The organism is Pseudomonas sp. DWRC2-2 (genome assembly GCF_049897885.1).
Taxonomy (GTDB): Bacteria; Pseudomonadota; Gammaproteobacteria; order Pseudomonadales; family Pseudomonadaceae; genus Aquipseudomonas; species Aquipseudomonas azotoformans_A.
In genome coordinates this window covers 1590457-1605893 of the sequence record NZ_JAFCXD010000001.1, presented here as the reverse complement: position 1 = coordinate 1605893, position 15437 = coordinate 1590457, and the positions used below count along the sequence as shown (strand labels likewise).

Sequence of the window (15437 nt, the reverse complement as noted above, 5' to 3'; positions counted from 1 at the left end):
TCGAGGAAGCAGGAGCGGACGAAGCCGCTCCTACAGGGTATCAGGCCAGTTCAGGGGCGCTAGCGTACGCTTGTTCCAGCAAGACGGTGAAGCGTACAAACGCGTCGATTGCGCCTTTTTCCACCGCAGCCTCTTCTTCGGCGCTGAATTCCAGGGCATCGAGCGTACGGGTGAAGCGCTTCCAGCCTTCGGCACGACCACCGGCGGGCTCACCCAGGTGACGGGCACCGAAGGTTTCGCTCAGGCCCAGGCCCACGGCGCGCTTGATCAGGAACGCAGCGCCCAGCTTGGAGCCTTCGGACACGAACAGCCAGCCCAGGGCTTCGGCTTTGCTCGGGCTCTTCACGGCACCGGCGACCGGTGCAGGCACTTCGGTGTCGAGGTCGCCCAGGTCCAGCTTGGCGGCTTCGGCGCGGCAACGCTCGGCCAGGTCCGGCACGATCTTGATCAGCTCGGCATCGTTGTACAGCGCTACCAGTTCCGACTGGAACAGGTACTGCGCGACCACGAAGCGGGCGAAATTGGCCTGGGTTTCAAACGGCGCGTGGGCTTTGACCAGGGCGTCAAGCTTGGTGTGTGGTTCATTGGTGATCTGGTTCAGGCGCTGGGAGCGAAGGTTTGGGCGTTCTGCGGTTGGAGAAGCGGTCATGAAAAAGTCCTTGAGAAGGGGAGCGCCTGGGTGCCCTAAAGAGAGCTGTTATCAACTAGACGAACAAGAAGACGCGGTACAGTAAAAAATCCTCACCTCGTCGATGAGATTTCGACGAGGTGAGTGGGGCGGATCAGATGTCCCAGATCACGTTGATCGCAAAGTTGCGACCCGGCTGGGTCAGGCGGTCGAGGTTGGCCGGGGAGGTCACGCCGGCTTCGCCGACGCCGTCGTAGCTGCGTACGTCGTCCCAGTTCCAGTACTTCTTGTCGGTGAGGTTGTAGAGGCCGCCATTGATGGTCACGTCGTTGGTGACCTTGTAGAAGCCGGTCAGGTCGACGATGCCAAAGCCTGGGGTCTTGAACGGGCCCTTGGACTTGTCGCCGTCTGGCGAGAAGAAGGTGGTGCTGTCGACGCGGTTCTGTTTCTTGACCAGTGTCCAGCTGACCAGCGCGCCGTATTGTTCCTGGTCGTAACCCAGACCGAACACGCCCTTGAGCGGGTTGACGCTGTTGAGGGGCTCGCCGGTCTCGTCGTTGCGGCCATAGGCGTACGCCACCGCACCTTGGGTGTACAGGCCTTGGGGCGCGCCAAACGCGTCCAGGTTCATGCGGCCCTTGGCTTCGATGCCCTTGATGGTGGCGCGTTTGATGTTGAACGGCTGGAAGATCGTGCCGGTGGGGGCGACAGAGGTGTTGTCCTCGTCGATGAAGTCTTTGTACTTGTTGTAGAACACTGCGACATCGAAGTTACCCGCGTCGAAGTTACCGCGAATCCCGGTCTCGATGCCTTTGCTGGTTTCCGGCTTGAGGCTCGGGTTTGGCTCGACCACGTACCCTTGCTGGATATTCTCAAAGCGGCCGTACAGGGCCTTGGCTGACGGCGTGCGGAAGCCTTCGGCGTATTGGCCGAACCAGGTGTAGTGGTCAGTCAGCGCGTAGGTCAGGCCGAATTTCGGCGAAACACGGTGCCAGGTCTTGGTGTCGTCGTCGTGTGGGTAGATCCGGTTCGGGTCGGTGGCGTTGAGGAAGTCCTCGGTCAGCTTGGGTTTGAGCTGGGTGTAGTCATAGCGAACGCTGGGCAGGAAGGTCCAGTTGTTCCAGGCGATCTGGTCCTGGGCAAACAGCGAGTAGGTATTGATGGTCGGGTCCGGGAAGTCGCTGGCCTTTCTCACGCTGTCTGTGGCAGACGGGCTGGGGGCGCCGATGGCGGTACAACCGCTGCCGACGGCCAGGCAGGTGGCGGCACCTTCACGGGAACCGGTGACTTTCTGCTGCTTGAGGGTGGTGCCGTAGGTCACCTGGTGATCGGTCTCACCGATGCTGAAGGCCTTGTCCAGTTGGGCATCGAATACCCATTGTTTTTCCTGGTAGAGCGTATCGCGGGTCCGCAGCACGCGACGGCCTGCCTGGTAGATCTCGGCGGTGGTCTGGTCGGTCTTGGCAATCTGATAGTTGAGGCTGGTCTTGATGCGGTCGGCAACCGGCGACTCCAGCGCGAAGCTGTTTTCCAGGCCGAAGCGCTCACGGGTGATCGTGTCGTTGCCCGAGCGTGCGCGGTACAGGTTGGGGGAGACGGGGGCGCCAGTGTTGAACGGCCCGCCTATGGCGTTCTTCTGGTTAGTGTCGCGATCGTCCTTGTACTTCTCGTAGGTCAGGCCGAGGCGATTGTCTTCACCATAATTCCAGCCTAGCTTGGCCAGGATGTTGGTGGTGCGCGCGTCTTCCGGGTTGGCGCCGGTACGGGCCAGGCCGGTGGCGTTGTTGCCGTCGTAGGACTCCATTTCATGACCGTTGCGCTGGCTCAGGTGCAGCAAACCGTCGAAGTCCTGCACGCGGCCGGCGAAGGTGCCGGAGGTCAGCCAGCTTTCATCGGCGGAGCTGTAGCCGGTCTTGAGACGGGCGCCGACGTCCTTGCCGGGCTTGATGATGTCGTCCGGGTCGAGGGTGAAGTAACTCACTGCGCCGCCAATGGCGCTGCTGCCGTACAGGGCCGAGGCCGGGCCGCGCAGGATCTCGACGCGCTTGACGATTTCCGGGTCGACGTAGTTGCGACGGGTCTTGGCGTAGGGGCCGTTGAAGAAGTTATCCGGCACTTCCACGCCATCGACCTGAGTGAGGATGCGGTCGCCGTCGATGCCGCGAATGTTGAAACCGGCGTTACCGGCGCGGGTGCCGGCGCCACCGACCGAAACGCCGGGCTCATAGCGCACCAGCTCGCGGATGGTGTTGACGTTCTGGCGGTCCAGCTCTTCGCGGTCATGCACGCTGACGGTGCTCGGTACGCTGCTCACGTCCTGCTCATTGCGGGTGGCGCTGATGGTCACCTGTTGCAGGTTGAGGGTGCTGCCCGCTGCGCGTTTTTCCAGGACGATGTTGTTGCTGCCCAGTTTGCGATAGCTCAGGTTGGTCCCCACCAACAGCCGGTCCAGGGCTTTTTCCGGCGGCAGCGGGCCGCGCACGCCAGGGGACGACACCCCCTGGCCCAACTCAGCGGGCAGGCCGACTTGCCAGCCGGTCACGGCAGTAAAGGCGTTGAGGGCCGAGACCAGCGATTGCTGCTCGATGCTGAAGTTGTAGTTGCCGTGACTGCGCGCAGCAGGTTCGGCGGCGGTGGCGCTCATCACTGGCGCACCGGCCAGCAAAATGGCGGCCGTCAGCAAGGACAGAACGGGCGAAGAGGACCGGCGGTTGAAACAAGAGGACATCGAGAGCGCTCCGGGTACGAATCTTATAGTTGCGAACTGAAACAAATAGGAATCAGTTGCATTGGCTAAGACGAGACGTACCACCCTCAGCTATCGAGTAAAAATAATTCTCATTTAGTTCAAGATCACCAGCGCCGGGTATTCCGACAGCTTGGCCGAGGTGATGTGGGCCAGGGATCGCACCACATCCAGAGGCTGGTCGAGGCGGTAATTGCCGGTGACGGCGACACTGGCCAGTTGGTCATTGGTGTTGACGATCCAACCCGGGTAATAGCGACGCAACTCGGCGAGCACTTCGCTCATCGGGCAGTTCTCGAAGATCAGCCGGCCTTGCACCCAGGCCAGGTCCTTGTTGGCGTCCAGCTTGGCCGGCTGGCCGAAGCCCTTGGGCCCGATGCGGATGCTTTCACCGGCGCTCAGGCGCACGCGGGCATCATCGAAGGTGTTGCTCAGGTCGACATCGCCGCGTTGCACTTGCACCTGGGCTTCGCCATTCAGGTAACGCACGGCGAAAGCCGTATCGCGCACGCTGGCACGCACGGGGCCGGCGTCGATTTCCAGGGGCAGGCCGTGGCTGGGCACGATTTCGAAAAACGCCTCGCCCTGGTACAGGCGGGCGATGCGCTGGTGGTCCTTGATACTGCTGGAAAACGCCGAGTTGGTGTTCAGCAGCACCTTGGAGCCGTCGTCCAGTTGCAGGCGCTGGCGTTCGCCCACCACGGTGAGGTGGTCGGCTTGCAGGCGTACCGGCAGGTTGCTGAAGCTGAACAGGCCGATCAGCAGCACGGCGGCGGTAGCCAGTGGTTTCCAATGCGGTTTGATGCGGCGCCAAGTGCTGGGTTTGCGCGGTACGGCCAGTGCGACGGCGGCACTGTGCACCGGCGCGCCACCCCAGGCGGCCTGGGCCTTGGCGAAAGCATGAACGTGGGCGGGATCGCTGGCCAGCCAGGCTTCGAATTCGGCTTGCTGCCCGGGTTGCGGGCACTGCAAGGCGATCAGCCAGTCGAGGGCTTGGTCCATAGCCGTGTCTTGCAACACCTCATGAGCCAGCTCATGGGGCTGCAGTTTATTCGGGTCCGTCACGGTGTTCCTCGGGTCTTCGCCACGTTCTATTCAACTTTCCTACAGCCTGGGTCGACGCTTCTTTCGGGTGAAGCTTAAGGCCGATCCAGCCGTTCGGCCACACCTACACAGATGGCCATGATCAATTTGAGTTCCTTTTGTACGGTGCTCAAGGACACTTCCAACTGATCGGCGATCTCTTGGTAGCTGCAACCATGCAGGCGGCTGAGGATGAAGATCTGCTGTTGGCGGGCGCTCAACTGGCCCAGGCTGACGCTCAAGGCTTCAAGCATTTGCTCGGCCTGAGTGGCATCTTCGGGTGTGCTGATGGGGGCGGCGACGCTTTGCAGGACGTCCAGCGGCACATCTTCCTGCAGCGTGCGGGCCTGAATCCTGCGCGCACGCAGGTGATCCAGCGCCAAGTTGCGCGCCGTCTGATAGACAAAAGGTTCAAGGTGATCGATTGGCCGCTCGCTCAGGGCCCGAGTCACGCGCAGGTAGGTTTCCTGCAACAGGTCCTCGGCGGTGCTGTGGTTATTCACCATCCGCTGCAAGGTGCGAAGCAGAACCACCCGTTGGGTGAGAAAAACGTGGTTGAAGCGAGATTGGCTCACAGTGATACCAGACCGATTTGCAGTGAATGATAATGCTTATCATCAACGCAAATGGCAAGTGGCTATTTCTGTGAGCCTTTTCCCGTGAGGGTTATTCGGCGTTACACAGCGCCAGGCAGTTATCCAACATACGGTTGGAGAAGCCCCACTCGTTGTCATACCAAGCCAACACTTTCAGCAATTTGCCACTGACTTTGGTGTGATTGGCATCGAAGATCGACGACAACGGGTTGTGATTGAAGTCGCTGGAAACCAGCGGCAAGGTGTTGTAACCGAGGATCTTGGAATGCTGGCTGGCATCCTTGAGCAACGCGTTGACCTGTTCGGCAGTGGCTTCTTTCTTCAGCTGCACGGTGAGGTCCACCAGCGACACGTTGATCACCGGGACACGCACCGCCATGCCGGTCAACTTGCCCGCCAGTTCCGGCAGCACCAGGCCGACGGCTTCAGCCGCGCCGGTCTTGCTCGGGATCATGTTCTGGGTGGCCGAACGCGCACGGTACGGGTCGGTGTGGTAGACGTCGGTCAGGTTCTGGTCATTGGTGTAGGCGTGAATCGTGGTCATCAGGCCACTTTCGATGCCCAGCTCGCGGTGCAGCACTTGCGCCACAGGCGCCAGGCAGTTGGTGGTGCACGACGCGTTGGAGATGATCTGGTGGGATTGGCGCAGAATGTCGTGGTTCACACCGTAGACCACGGTGGCGTCCGCGCCCTTGGCCGGTGCCGAGATGATCACCTTGCGCGCGCCGGCGGTAATATGGGCGGCAGCCTTGTCACGGTCGGTGAACAGGCCGGTGCATTCGAACACCACGTCGATCTTGTGCGCAGCCCACGGCAGGTCGGCGGGGTTGCGAATGGCACTGACGGCAATCCGGTCACCATTGACGGTCAGGCTTTCCTGATCGTGGGCGACCTCTGCGTCGAAAGTGCCATGCACGGTGTCGTATTTGAGCAGGTGGGCGTTGATCGAACTGTCGCCCAGATCGTTGATGGCGACGATCTGCAAATCCTGGCGGTAGCCTTGGGTATACAGTGCGCGCAGGACATTACGGCCGATACGGCCAAAACCATTGATTGCGATACGAAGAGTCATTGGAAAGTGCCTGTCGTCGATTTGTTGTAAGAATTACAAGATTATTCGCATAAAAATAGAAAACAAGCCTTTTTAGTGGCAATATTTTGTTCAATCTACAACGAGTGACCTGAATCAACTGGTCCGATGATCCAAACGACTCCCTGCCATCCCATGCGCTGCGGGCGTTTGATCAGCATAGACACTCAGGTCGCCACATCCGTTAGCCTGGAGTTCTACACATGCATCCCCGCGTTCTTGAGGTCACCGAACGGCTTATCGCCCGTAGCCGCGCCACCCGCGAGGCCTACCTTGCGCTCATTCGCGGCGCAGCCAGCGACGGTCCGATGCGCGGCAAGCTGCAATGCGCCAACTTCGCCCACGGCGTGGCCGGTTGCGGCACTGAAGATAAAAATAGTCTGCGCATGATGAATGCCGCCAACGTGGCAATTGTTTCGTCATATAACGACATGCTCTCGGCGCACCAGCCGTACGAACATTTCCCTGAACAAATCAAGAAAGCCCTGCGCGAAGTCGGCTCGGTTGGCCAGTTCGCTGGCGGCACCCCTGCGATGTGCGACGGCGTGACCCAGGGCGAGCCTGGCATGGAGTTGAGCCTGCTCAGCCGTGAAGTCATTGCCATGTCCACGGCGGTAGCGCTGTCCCACAACATGTTCGACGCCGCGCTGATGCTGGGCATTTGCGACAAAATCGTCCCCGGCCTGATGATGGGCGCGCTGCGCTACGGCCACCTGCCGATGATCTTCGTGCCGGGCGGGCCGATGCCGTCGGGCATCTCCAACAAGCAGAAGGCCGATGTGCGCCAGCGCTACGCCGAAGGCAAGGCCACCCGCGAAGAGCTGCTGGAATCGGAGATGAAGTCCTACCACAGCCCCGGCACCTGCACCTTCTACGGCACCGCCAACACCAACCAGCTGCTGATGGAAGTGATGGGCCTGCACCTGCCGGGCGCCTCGTTCGTCAACCCGTACACGCCGCTGCGCGATGCGCTGACCCGCGAAGCCGCGCACCAGGTCACTCGCCTGACCAAGGCCAACGGCAGCTTCATGCCGATCGGCGAGATCGTCGACGAGAAATCCATCGTCAACTCCATCATCGCCCTCAACGCCACCGGCGGTTCGACCAACCACACCCTGCACATGCCAGCCATCGCCATGTCGGCGGGCATCATCCTCACCTGGGACGACATGGCCGACCTCTCCGAGGTGGTGCCGACCCTGTCCCACGTGTATCCAAACGGCAAGGCCGACATCAACCACTTCCAGGCGGCGGGCGGCATGTCGTTCCTGATCCGCGAACTGCTTGAGGCCGGCCTGCTCCACGAAGACGTCAACACCGTGGCAGGCTTTGGCTTGAGCCGCTACACCCAGGAGCCCTTCCTGGTCGACGGCGAACTGATCTGGCGCGATGGCCCGATCGAAAGCCTCGATGAAAGCATCCTGCGCCCCGTGGCCCGTGCGTTCTCGCCGGAAGGCGGTTTGCGCGTGATGGAAGGCAACCTCGGTCGCGGTGTGATGAAAGTCTCGGCCGTGGCGCCGGAGCATCAGATTGTTGAAGCACCGGCGGTGGTGTTCCAGGACCAGCAAGACCTGGCCGACGCGTTCAAGGCCGGCCAGCTGGAAAAAGACTTCGTCGCCGTCATGCGCTTCCAGGGCCCGCGCTCCAATGGCATGCCCGAATTGCACAAGATGACGCCGTTCCTCGGTGTGTTGCAGGACCGTGGCTTCAAAGTCGCACTGGTAACAGACGGGCGCATGTCCGGCGCGTCGGGTAAGATCCCCGCCGCGATTCACGTCAACCCCGAAGCCCAGAGCGGCGGGCCGCTGGCGCGGGTGCGCGATGGCGATATCATTCGCGTGGATGGCGTGAAGGGCACCTTGGAGCTTAAGGTGGACGCCGACGAATTTGCAGCGCGCGCGCCTGCCACGGGCCTGTTGGGCAATAACGTGGGGGCCGGTCGCGAGCTGTTTGCATTTATGCGCTTGGCCGCAAGCTCCGCAGAGCAGGGCGCCAGCGCCTTTACCTCTGCCTTGGAGACGCTTAAGTGAAGCTTGCGCTGGTCGGTGATATCGGGGGCACCAACGCCCGTTTCGCGTTGTGGCGCGATCAGGAACTGCATTCGATCCGCGTGCATGCCACGGCGGATCACTCCAGCCCTGAAGACGTGATCAAGGTTTACCTCAACGAGGAAGGCCTGCAAATCGGCGACATCGGTGCGGTGTGCCTGTCGGTGGCTGGACCGGTGAGCGGCGATGAATTTAAATTCACCAACAACCACTGGCGCCTGAGCAAGACTGCGTTTTGCAAGACGTTGCAGGTCGATGAACTGCTGCTGGTCAATGACTTCTCGGCCATGGCCCTGGGCATGACCCGCCTCAAGCCCGACGAATTCCGTGTGGTTTGCGAGGGTACGCCGGAGCCATTGCGCCCGGCGGTAGTGATTGGCCCTGGCACTGGCCTGGGTGTCGGGACGCTGCTGGACCTCGGCGCAGGTCGTTTTGCGGCGTTGCCGGGGGAGGGCGGGCATGTCGACCTGCCCCTGAGCAGCCCGCGTGAAACCCAGCTGTGGCAGCACATCTACACTGAGATCGGCCACGTCAGTGCCGAAACCGCCTTGAGCGGTGGCGGGTTGCCGCGTTTGTACCGTGCCATTTGCGCGGTCGACGGCCACACGCCGGTACTGGAAACCCCCGAGGCCATCACGGCCGCAGGCTTGGCCGGCGACCCGGTGGCGATGGAAGTATTGGACCAGTTCAGCATCTGGCTGGGCCGCGTCGCCGGCAACAATGTGCTGACCACCGGTGGACGCGGTGGCGTGTATATCGTGGGTGGGGTGATACCGAGGTTTGCCGACTTCTTTATCAACAGCGGCTTTGCCAAGAGTTTCGCCGACAAGGGCTGCATGAGCGACTACTTCAAGGGCATTCCGGTGTGGTTGGTAACCGCGCCGTATTCCGGGTTGACCGGGGCCGGCGTCGCGTTGGAACAGGCGTTTGCCTGACCTGCAACACTTATAACAACAAGGAGGACCCCGTGAGCGTAATCAGTAAATCGATTCTCCTCGTCGACGACGACCAGGAAATCCGCGAATTGCTGCAGACCTACCTCAGTCGCGCCGGTTTCCAGGTGCGTGGCGTGCCGGATGGCGCGGGGTTCCGCCAGGCGATGAACGAGGCGCCGTGCGACCTGGTCATCCTCGATGTGATGTTGCCGGACGAAGACGGCTTCAGCCTTTGCCGCTGGATCCGCCAGCACCCACGCCAGGCGCAGGTGCCGATCATCATGCTCACCGCCAGTTCCGACGAGGCCGACCGCGTGATCGGCCTGGAGCTGGGCGCCGACGACTACATCGGCAAGCCTTTCAGCCCCCGCGAGTTGCAGGCGCGGATCAAAGCCCTGTTGCGTCGCTGCCAGTTTGGCCAGGAACGCAGCAGTGGTGGCGAAGTGTTGGTGTTCGATGAATGGCGCCTGGATATGATCAGCCACCGCCTGTTCCATGTGGATGGCGAGGAAGTGATCCTTTCCGGGGCCGATTTCGCCCTGCTCAAATTGTTTCTCGACCACCCGCAGCAGATCCTCGACCGCGACACCATCGGCAACGCCACCCGTGGCCGTGACCTGATGCCGCTGGACCGTATCGTCGACATGGCCGTCAGCCGTTTGCGCCAACGCCTGCGCGACACTGAAAAACCCCCGAGGCTGATCCGTACCGTGCGCGGCAGCGGTTATCAACTGGCAGCCAGCGTGGTTGCCGGCAATGCCCACTGAACATCTGACTGAGCGCCGCCGCCGCTTCCCGGTGCCCCGTTCTTTGCTGGGGCGCATGCTGCTGCTGACGCTGCTGGCAGTGTTGTTTGCCCAGGCGCTGTCCAGCGTGATCTGGGTCTCGCAGTTGCGTGCCACCCAGCTCGAAGGCCTGGTCACCAGCGCCCGCAGCCTGGCGCATTCGATGACCGCCAGCGTGAGTTATTTCCGTTCATTGCCGGTGGCCTATCGCCCATTGGTCCTCGACCAATTGCGCAGCATGGGCGGCACGCGTTTCGTCGTGACCCTCAATGATCGTCCGCTGGACATGGCCATCCTGCCGCAGACCCCGCGTAAGCAGGCCGTGCTTGAAGCGGTCGATGAAGTGCTGAAACAGACCCTCGGCGCCGATGTGCATATCTCGGTGGAGTTCGTCAGCGCCGAAGACCTGCGCATCTTCAATGCCGGTCTCAAACTCGATGAATTGCCGCGTTCATGGGCCCACTACGCATTGACCCTAGAACCGGTAAACCCGCCGGTACTGGTCACCCAAATCCAGCTCGCGCCCGGCGAATGGCTGTACATCGCCTCGCTACTACCCGAGCCCTACACCAGTCTGGAAGAACAAGGCCTGCCGTCCCAGCAGGTGTGGTTTATCGTGCTGACCAGCGGTTTCCTGTTGCTGTTCATCGGCCTGCTGGTGCACTGGCAAAGTCGCCCTCTCAAGCGCTTGGCACGGGCCGCGCGGGACATGTCGCTGGGCGCCGACGTAGAGCCGGTGGCCGAAGGTGGCGGCAGCGAAGTGGTGGAAGTGGGCCGTGCGTTCAATGCCATGCGCGAGCGCATCAGCCGTTACCTGACCGAGCGCAGCCAGTTGTTCAGCGCGATTTCCCACGACTTGCGCACACCGATCACCCGACTGCGCCTGCGCGTGGAATTGCTGGAAGACGAGAACCTGCAAACCAAGTTTGGCCGCGACCTGGATGAGCTGGAGTTGTTGGTGAAGGGCGCGCTGCAATGCGTGAAAGACACGGATATCCACGAAAACATCGAGCCGGTCGACCTGAACCATGTGCTCGACTGCCTGGTGGAACCGTACCTGGCGCCGAACGGCAATGGTCGCGTGACCCAGCATGGCCGGGCGTTGACGACGTATCCGGGCAAGCCGCTGGCGCTCAAGCGTTGCATCGGCAACCTGATCGACAACGCATTGAAGTACGGGCAGAACGCCCATCTGCGCATCGAAGACGATGGCGTGGAATTTATCCTGCATGTGGATGACGAAGGCCCCGGTGTGCCCGAGCAACGCCTGGAGCAAGTCTTCGAACCGCACTTCCGCCTGGCCGGGCAGCAACAGGGCTACGGGCTGGGGCTGGGGATTGCGCGCAACATTGCCCATAGCCATGGCGGGGAAGTGAGTCTGCAGAATTTGCGTGAGGGTGGGTTGCGGGTGACCCTGCAACTGCCGCGCACGCTCGACTAAATGCTCTGGCGCAGCCGGGCCAAATCTCTGAGGGGCGGCGCCCCAAACAACCGACTGTACTCCCGGCTGAACTGCGACGGGCTTTCATATCCCACGCGATACCCGGCCGCCGACGCCTCCAACCCTTCGGCAATCATCAACCGCCGGGCTTCCTGCAAGCGCAGTTGCTTCTGGTACTGCAACGGGCTCATGGCGGTGATGGCCTTGAAGCGGTGGTGCAGGGTCGAGACGCTCAGGTTCACTTCCTTGGCCAGATCGTCGATGCGCAGCGGTTGCTCGTAGTTGCCGTTCAACCATTTGATCGCCTGGCTGACCCGATGGCTCTGACTGTTGGCCACGGCGATTTCATACAGGCGATAACCCTGTGGACCCCGCAGCAGGCGATAAAGAATTTCGCGGTTGATCAGCGGCGCCAGCATGGCGATGTCTTTGGGCGAGTCCAGCAGGCGCGCCAGACGCAGCACGGCGTCGAGCAGTTGGCCGTCGATGCGGTCGACATACATGCCACGGGAGGTCGGACGCGACGGCACGCCCATCGGGCCTGCTTCCGCGATCAAGGCCGTGAGCTGCGCCGGGTCGATATTGATGCGCACCGACAGGTTCGGGTCTTCCGGGGTGGCCTCGATGATCCGCCCAGCCACCGGCATCGCCACCGAGAACACCAGGTAATTGAGTGGGTCATAGGCAAAGATCTCGTCAGCCAGGCGCACTTCCTTGCTGCCGCTGGCCAGGATGCACAGAGCGGGCTCCACCAACACCGGCATGAAGTCACGCGGCGTGTTATGGCGGTTCAGGAACAAGGTGGTGATGGCGGTACCGTAGGAGCCGTCCTCCCAGGTGTGCCGGTGCACGATGCTGGCCAGTTCGGCGCGCTGCTTTTCCATCTCGGCATCGAGGGGGATGGCTTTATGTTCGGGCGACGACATGGAGCGTCCTCTACTGGCTACTTCGATGGGCTCAGCTTAGCGGCGGCTTTTCAAAAAGTGTTACGTCGATTCTGCACAATCCTTGCCTGATCCTGCGGCGCATCGTGAATCAGGCAATCGCAACACCTGTCATCTCCCTGAAACAAGGCGTTGGCCCATGGAATAAAACAGCTGCGCCAGACGTCCTCTCTACGCTTCTCGCAGGATTGTGCAATAAGCCGACAGGAATTGACTAACCGCGCTCGCATTCGCGCCGTTATCTTTGATCCTGTGGCAACACGCCCTCACAGTGCTTGCCGAGCATCACTTCTCAACGGGAGAGTCGAACATGTCCACCCCCATTCCCGCGAGCCATATGGCCTTTATCCGCGCCCGCACCGGGTGCAGCACCGAACTCGGTGCACGCTTGAGCAGTTTGATCGAACCGGGCCGTCAGGCTCAGGGTTGCCTGCAATTCTCGTTGCAGCATTCCCAGGTCGATCCCGATGTGTGGCTGGTCTCTGGCTTCTGGAGCAGCGAGCAGGCGATGAGCGCCTACTTCAACTCCCCGGCCCTGATGATCTTTACCGAGCTGTTGAACGACATGGTGGTCCGCAGCATGGACTTCCAGACCTTTACCGATGCATCCGCCGCCCATGCCTACGGCGAGTACCTGCAGCTGGCCGGTTGAGGGTTAGAATGGCCGACTTTTCCATTGGCCAGGACCTGCAACATGGCACGTAAACAATTTGCCCACCACGAAGCCGTTTCCGCCGTAGTACCGGGGGAGGGTGGCTACAGCGCCGCCGTCGCCGTCAAGGCACTGGATGGCATGGGCGCACCGCGCTTTCACAAGATCCTTGATGGCCAGACGTTCAAGACCGCCTCCGACGCCGACGATGCGGCCACGCTGCAATTGGAGCGGTTGGTCGATGTCGACGAAGAAGGTCAGTTGGCGTGGGCTGCTGAATCCTAAGCCTTGGGTCGATGCATCTTGAACAGGGCCTCAGGGCCCAACTGGAAGTAATCCGCCGGGCCGCCACCGCGCAAAATCGGCTCGGCGGCGGCGGTGTCATAGATGCCGTCCTTGAGCAGCCACTTGGCAATGTGCACCGCGACCACCTCGCCGAGCACCAGCCAGCTCGGCACCAATGCTTTGTCGGCGCGCTGAAGCTGAATGATCTGCGTCACCTTGCACTCGAACGACACCGGGCTCTCGCCCACTCGTGGCACGCCCACGATCTTCGACGCTACCGGCGTCAGGCCGGACAATTCGAACTCATTCACCTCGGGTGAAACCGGGGCGCAACTCTGGTTCATCTGCTCGGCCAGCGGGCGGGTTGCCAGGTTCCACACAAACTCGCCGGTCTGTTCGATGTTGTTCAGGCTGTCTTTGCGCCCGACACTGGAAAACCCGATGATCGGCGGAATGTAATTGAACGCATTGAAAAAACTGTAGGGCGCCAGGTTCAGGCGGCCTTCGCTGTCGTGGGACGAAATCCAGCCGATCGGCCGTGGACCGACGATGGCATTGAACGGGTCATGGGGCAGGCCGTGGCCGTTGGCGGGTTCGTAGAAATGGATATCGTCGGACATGGCCGGGGTTCCTGGTGCGCAGTTCTGGGAGGCGGTCATAGTGCACTGCACAGTTGGTGGTTTTCAAAACAAAAAAAGGGGCTGTGCCATATGCTGACACAGCCCCTCTTGCATTGCGGGTGAAACGTTAGTCCGTGGTAATGCGCGAGTGCTTACGGGTGTCCTTCATGGTCACATAGACCACCAGCGACACCGCGATACACGCGGTCACATACCAGTAGTAGCCGGTTTCCATGCCGATGCTCTTGAACCACAGCGCGATGTATTCAGCAGTACCGCCAAAGATCGATACAGTCAGGGCGTACGGCAGGCCCACGCCCAGGGCGCGGATTTCGGTAGGGAACAGCTCGGCCTTCACCACGGCGTTGATCGAGGTATAGCCACTGACGATGATCAGCGCCGCCATGATCAGGAAGAACGCGCCCCACCAGCTCTGGATAGTGTGCAGGGTGGTGAGGATCGGCACGGTGAACAGCGTGCCGAGGATGCCGAAGGCGATCAGGATCGGGCGACGGCCGACTTTATCCGACAGCCCGCCGACGATGGGTTGCAGGCACATGAACAGGAACAGCGTCGCCGCCGAGATGGTGGTGGAGTCGGAAATGCTCATGCCGACCGTGTTCACCAGGTATTTCTGCATGTAGGTGGTGTAGGTGTAGAACGCCAGGGTGCCGCCCATGGTCAGGCCGACCACGGTCAGTAGCTCCTTGGGATGGCGCATCAAGGTGCGCATTGCGCTTTCCTTGGCTTTTTCCTTCTTGGTGAACGATTCGGTTTCTTCCATGCCTCGACGCAGGTACAGCGCGACGACTGCGCACAGTGCGCCGATGGCGAACGGGATACGCCAGCCCCACGCGTACAGCTGCTCGGTGGTCAGCAGTTGTTGCAGCACGATCAGCACGGCCAAAGCGATGAGCTGGCCGGAGATCAGGGTCACGTACTGGAAGCTGGAGTAGAAACCACGGCGTTCCTTGGTCGCCATCTCGCTGAGGTAAGTGGCGGAGGTGCCGTATTCGCCGCCGACCGACAGCCCCTGCAGCAAACGGGCAAACACCAGCAGGATCGGCGCACCGATACCAATCATTTCATAGCCGGGGCTCAGGGCAATCAGCAGCGAGCCGAAGCACATCAGGTAGACCGAGGCCATCAGGGCTTTTTTACGCCCGACTTTGTCGGCATATAGGCCCATCAGCCAGCCACCGATCGGACGCATCAGGAAGCCCACGGCGAAGATCGCGGCGGTGTTGAGCAGTTGGGCGGTGGTGTCGCCTTTTGGGAAGAAGGTCTTGGCGAAGTACAACGAGAAGGCGGCGTAGACGTACCAGTCGTACCACTCGACCATGTTGCCGACGGAACCACTGAAAATCGATTTGATGCGGCTGGAGGTAGTGCGCTCTTTCGTCGGCGCGGCCGCCGACCCCAGAGGCAGGGCGTTGGAGTTATCCATTGAAGGATCCTTCATCTAGTTGTTTTTATGGAGCGGCGCGTGCGCAGCCTGGCTCGAGCTATAGCAGGAGCTGTGCCAGATGGATGAAGGCCCGGAATAGAAGGGTTGCAGGATTTTTTTGAGCGGAAAGCCGCTGA

General features: G+C 61.2%; 14 protein-coding genes. 6 read left to right on the top strand and 8 right to left on the bottom strand.

The annotated features are described in order from the left end of the window. Positions 1 to 40 precede the first annotated feature (40 nt). The 5 genes from ACP7EW_RS07870 to gap all read right to left on the bottom strand — a co-directional run bounded on the left by ACP7EW_RS07870 (position 41) and on the right by gap (position 6125). Entirely contained in the window at positions 41 to 649 is a 609-nt protein-coding gene (locus ACP7EW_RS07870) for a biliverdin-producing heme oxygenase (protein ID WP_269131903.1), read from the bottom strand. A 133-nt stretch (positions 650 to 782) separates the two neighbouring features. Beyond that, positions 783 to 3356, bottom strand: coding sequence for a TonB-dependent receptor (locus ACP7EW_RS07865; RefSeq protein ID WP_426216256.1), 2574 nt, complete (start codon positions 3354 to 3356; stop codon positions 783 to 785). A gap of 114 nt (positions 3357 to 3470) precedes the next feature. Next, the gene (locus ACP7EW_RS07860; RefSeq protein WP_426216254.1) at positions 3471 to 4439 is read right to left on the bottom strand and encodes a FecR family protein; all 969 of its coding nucleotides are present in this window, start codon (positions 4437 to 4439) and stop codon (positions 3471 to 3473) included. 74 nt (positions 4440 to 4513) lie between these two features. Next, the gene (locus ACP7EW_RS07855) at positions 4514 to 5032 is read right to left on the bottom strand and encodes an RNA polymerase sigma factor (protein WP_033898538.1); all 519 of its coding nucleotides are present in this window, start codon (positions 5030 to 5032) and stop codon (positions 4514 to 4516) included. 91 nt (positions 5033 to 5123) lie between these two features. Next, positions 5124 to 6125 carry a type I glyceraldehyde-3-phosphate dehydrogenase gene (gene gap, locus ACP7EW_RS07850; RefSeq protein ID WP_038845935.1) on the bottom strand — a complete coding sequence of 334 codons (1002 nt, stop codon included), beginning with the start codon at positions 6123 to 6125 and terminating at the stop codon, positions 5124 to 5126. 221 nt (positions 6126 to 6346) lie between these two features. On the opposite strand from gap, the gene edd reads away from it, so the two are divergent. From edd to ACP7EW_RS07830, 4 genes are read left to right on the top strand one after another with little or no spacing between them, the layout of a single operon-like run. Further along, positions 6347 to 8173 carry a phosphogluconate dehydratase gene (gene edd, locus ACP7EW_RS07845; protein ID WP_426216252.1) on the top strand — a complete coding sequence of 609 codons (1827 nt, stop codon included), beginning with the start codon at positions 6347 to 6349 and terminating at the stop codon, positions 8171 to 8173. Next, a complete protein-coding gene (locus tag ACP7EW_RS07840; protein ID WP_426216250.1) occupies positions 8170 to 9126 on the top strand; it encodes a glucokinase in 957 nt (318 codons plus the stop codon). The genes edd and ACP7EW_RS07840 overlap by 4 nt, the downstream gene beginning before the upstream one ends. Positions 9127 to 9158: 32 nt before the next feature. Continuing rightward, the gene (locus ACP7EW_RS07835) at positions 9159 to 9893 is read left to right on the top strand and encodes a response regulator (protein ID WP_016975493.1); all 735 of its coding nucleotides are present in this window, start codon (positions 9159 to 9161) and stop codon (positions 9891 to 9893) included. 31 nt (positions 9894 to 9924) lie between these two features. Beyond that, positions 9925 to 11352 carry an ATP-binding protein gene (locus ACP7EW_RS07830; RefSeq protein WP_161630237.1) on the top strand — a complete coding sequence of 476 codons (1428 nt, stop codon included), beginning with the start codon at positions 9925 to 9927 and terminating at the stop codon, positions 11350 to 11352. Here the strand turns inward: ACP7EW_RS07830 and ACP7EW_RS07825 are convergent. Next, a complete protein-coding gene (locus ACP7EW_RS07825; RefSeq protein ID WP_016975491.1) occupies positions 11349 to 12278 on the bottom strand; it encodes an AraC family transcriptional regulator in 930 nt (309 codons plus the stop codon). The two genes, ACP7EW_RS07830 and ACP7EW_RS07825, sit on opposite strands and share 4 nt — an antisense overlap. A 328-nt stretch (positions 12279 to 12606) precedes the next feature. Between ACP7EW_RS07825 and ACP7EW_RS07820 the strand changes: the two genes are divergently transcribed. Next, entirely contained in the window at positions 12607 to 12948 is a 342-nt protein-coding gene (locus ACP7EW_RS07820; protein WP_016975490.1) for an antibiotic biosynthesis monooxygenase family protein, read from the top strand. A 42-nt stretch (positions 12949 to 12990) separates the two neighbouring features. Further along, positions 12991 to 13233, top strand: coding sequence for a hypothetical protein (locus tag ACP7EW_RS07815; protein ID WP_033898533.1), 243 nt, complete (start codon positions 12991 to 12993; stop codon positions 13231 to 13233). On the opposite strand, the gene ACP7EW_RS07810 is transcribed toward ACP7EW_RS07815, so the two are convergent. Both ACP7EW_RS07810 and ACP7EW_RS07805 read right to left on the bottom strand, forming a co-directional pair. Then, positions 13230 to 13853: a flavin reductase family protein gene (locus ACP7EW_RS07810; RefSeq protein WP_038845938.1), complete on the bottom strand. Its 624-nt coding sequence runs from the start codon at positions 13851 to 13853 to the stop codon at positions 13230 to 13232. The two genes, ACP7EW_RS07815 and ACP7EW_RS07810, sit on opposite strands and share 4 nt — an antisense overlap. A gap of 127 nt (positions 13854 to 13980) precedes the next feature. Then, entirely contained in the window at positions 13981 to 15300 is a 1320-nt protein-coding gene (locus ACP7EW_RS07805) for an MFS transporter (RefSeq protein ID WP_068935922.1), read from the bottom strand. Positions 15301 to 15437 lie beyond the last annotated feature (137 nt).

Bases quoted from the DNA above. Each gene is read 5' to 3' on its own strand.
- ACP7EW_RS07870 (WP_269131903.1), bottom strand. From the start codon at position 649: ATGACCGCTTCTCCAACCGCAGAACGCCCAAACCTTCGCTCCCAGCGC.
- ACP7EW_RS07865 (WP_426216256.1), bottom strand. From the start codon at position 3,356: ATGTCCTCTTGTTTCAACCGCCGGTCCTCTTCGCCCGTTCTGTCCTTG.
- gap (WP_038845935.1), bottom strand. From the start codon at position 6,125: ATGACTCTTCGTATCGCAATCAATGGTTTTGGCCGTATCGGCCGTAAT.
- edd (WP_426216252.1), top strand. From the start codon at position 6,347: ATGCATCCCCGCGTTCTTGAGGTCACCGAACGGCTTATCGCCCGTAGC.
- ACP7EW_RS07825 (WP_016975491.1), bottom strand. From the start codon at position 12,278: ATGTCGTCGCCCGAACATAAAGCCATCCCCCTCGATGCCGAGATGGAA.
- ACP7EW_RS07820 (WP_016975490.1), top strand. From the start codon at position 12,607: ATGTCCACCCCCATTCCCGCGAGCCATATGGCCTTTATCCGCGCCCGC.
- ACP7EW_RS07815 (WP_033898533.1), top strand. From the start codon at position 12,991: ATGGCACGTAAACAATTTGCCCACCACGAAGCCGTTTCCGCCGTAGTA.
- ACP7EW_RS07810 (WP_038845938.1), bottom strand. From the start codon at position 13,853: ATGTCCGACGATATCCATTTCTACGAACCCGCCAACGGCCACGGCCTG.
- ACP7EW_RS07805 (WP_068935922.1), bottom strand. From the start codon at position 15,300: ATGGATAACTCCAACGCCCTGCCTCTGGGGTCGGCGGCCGCGCCGACG.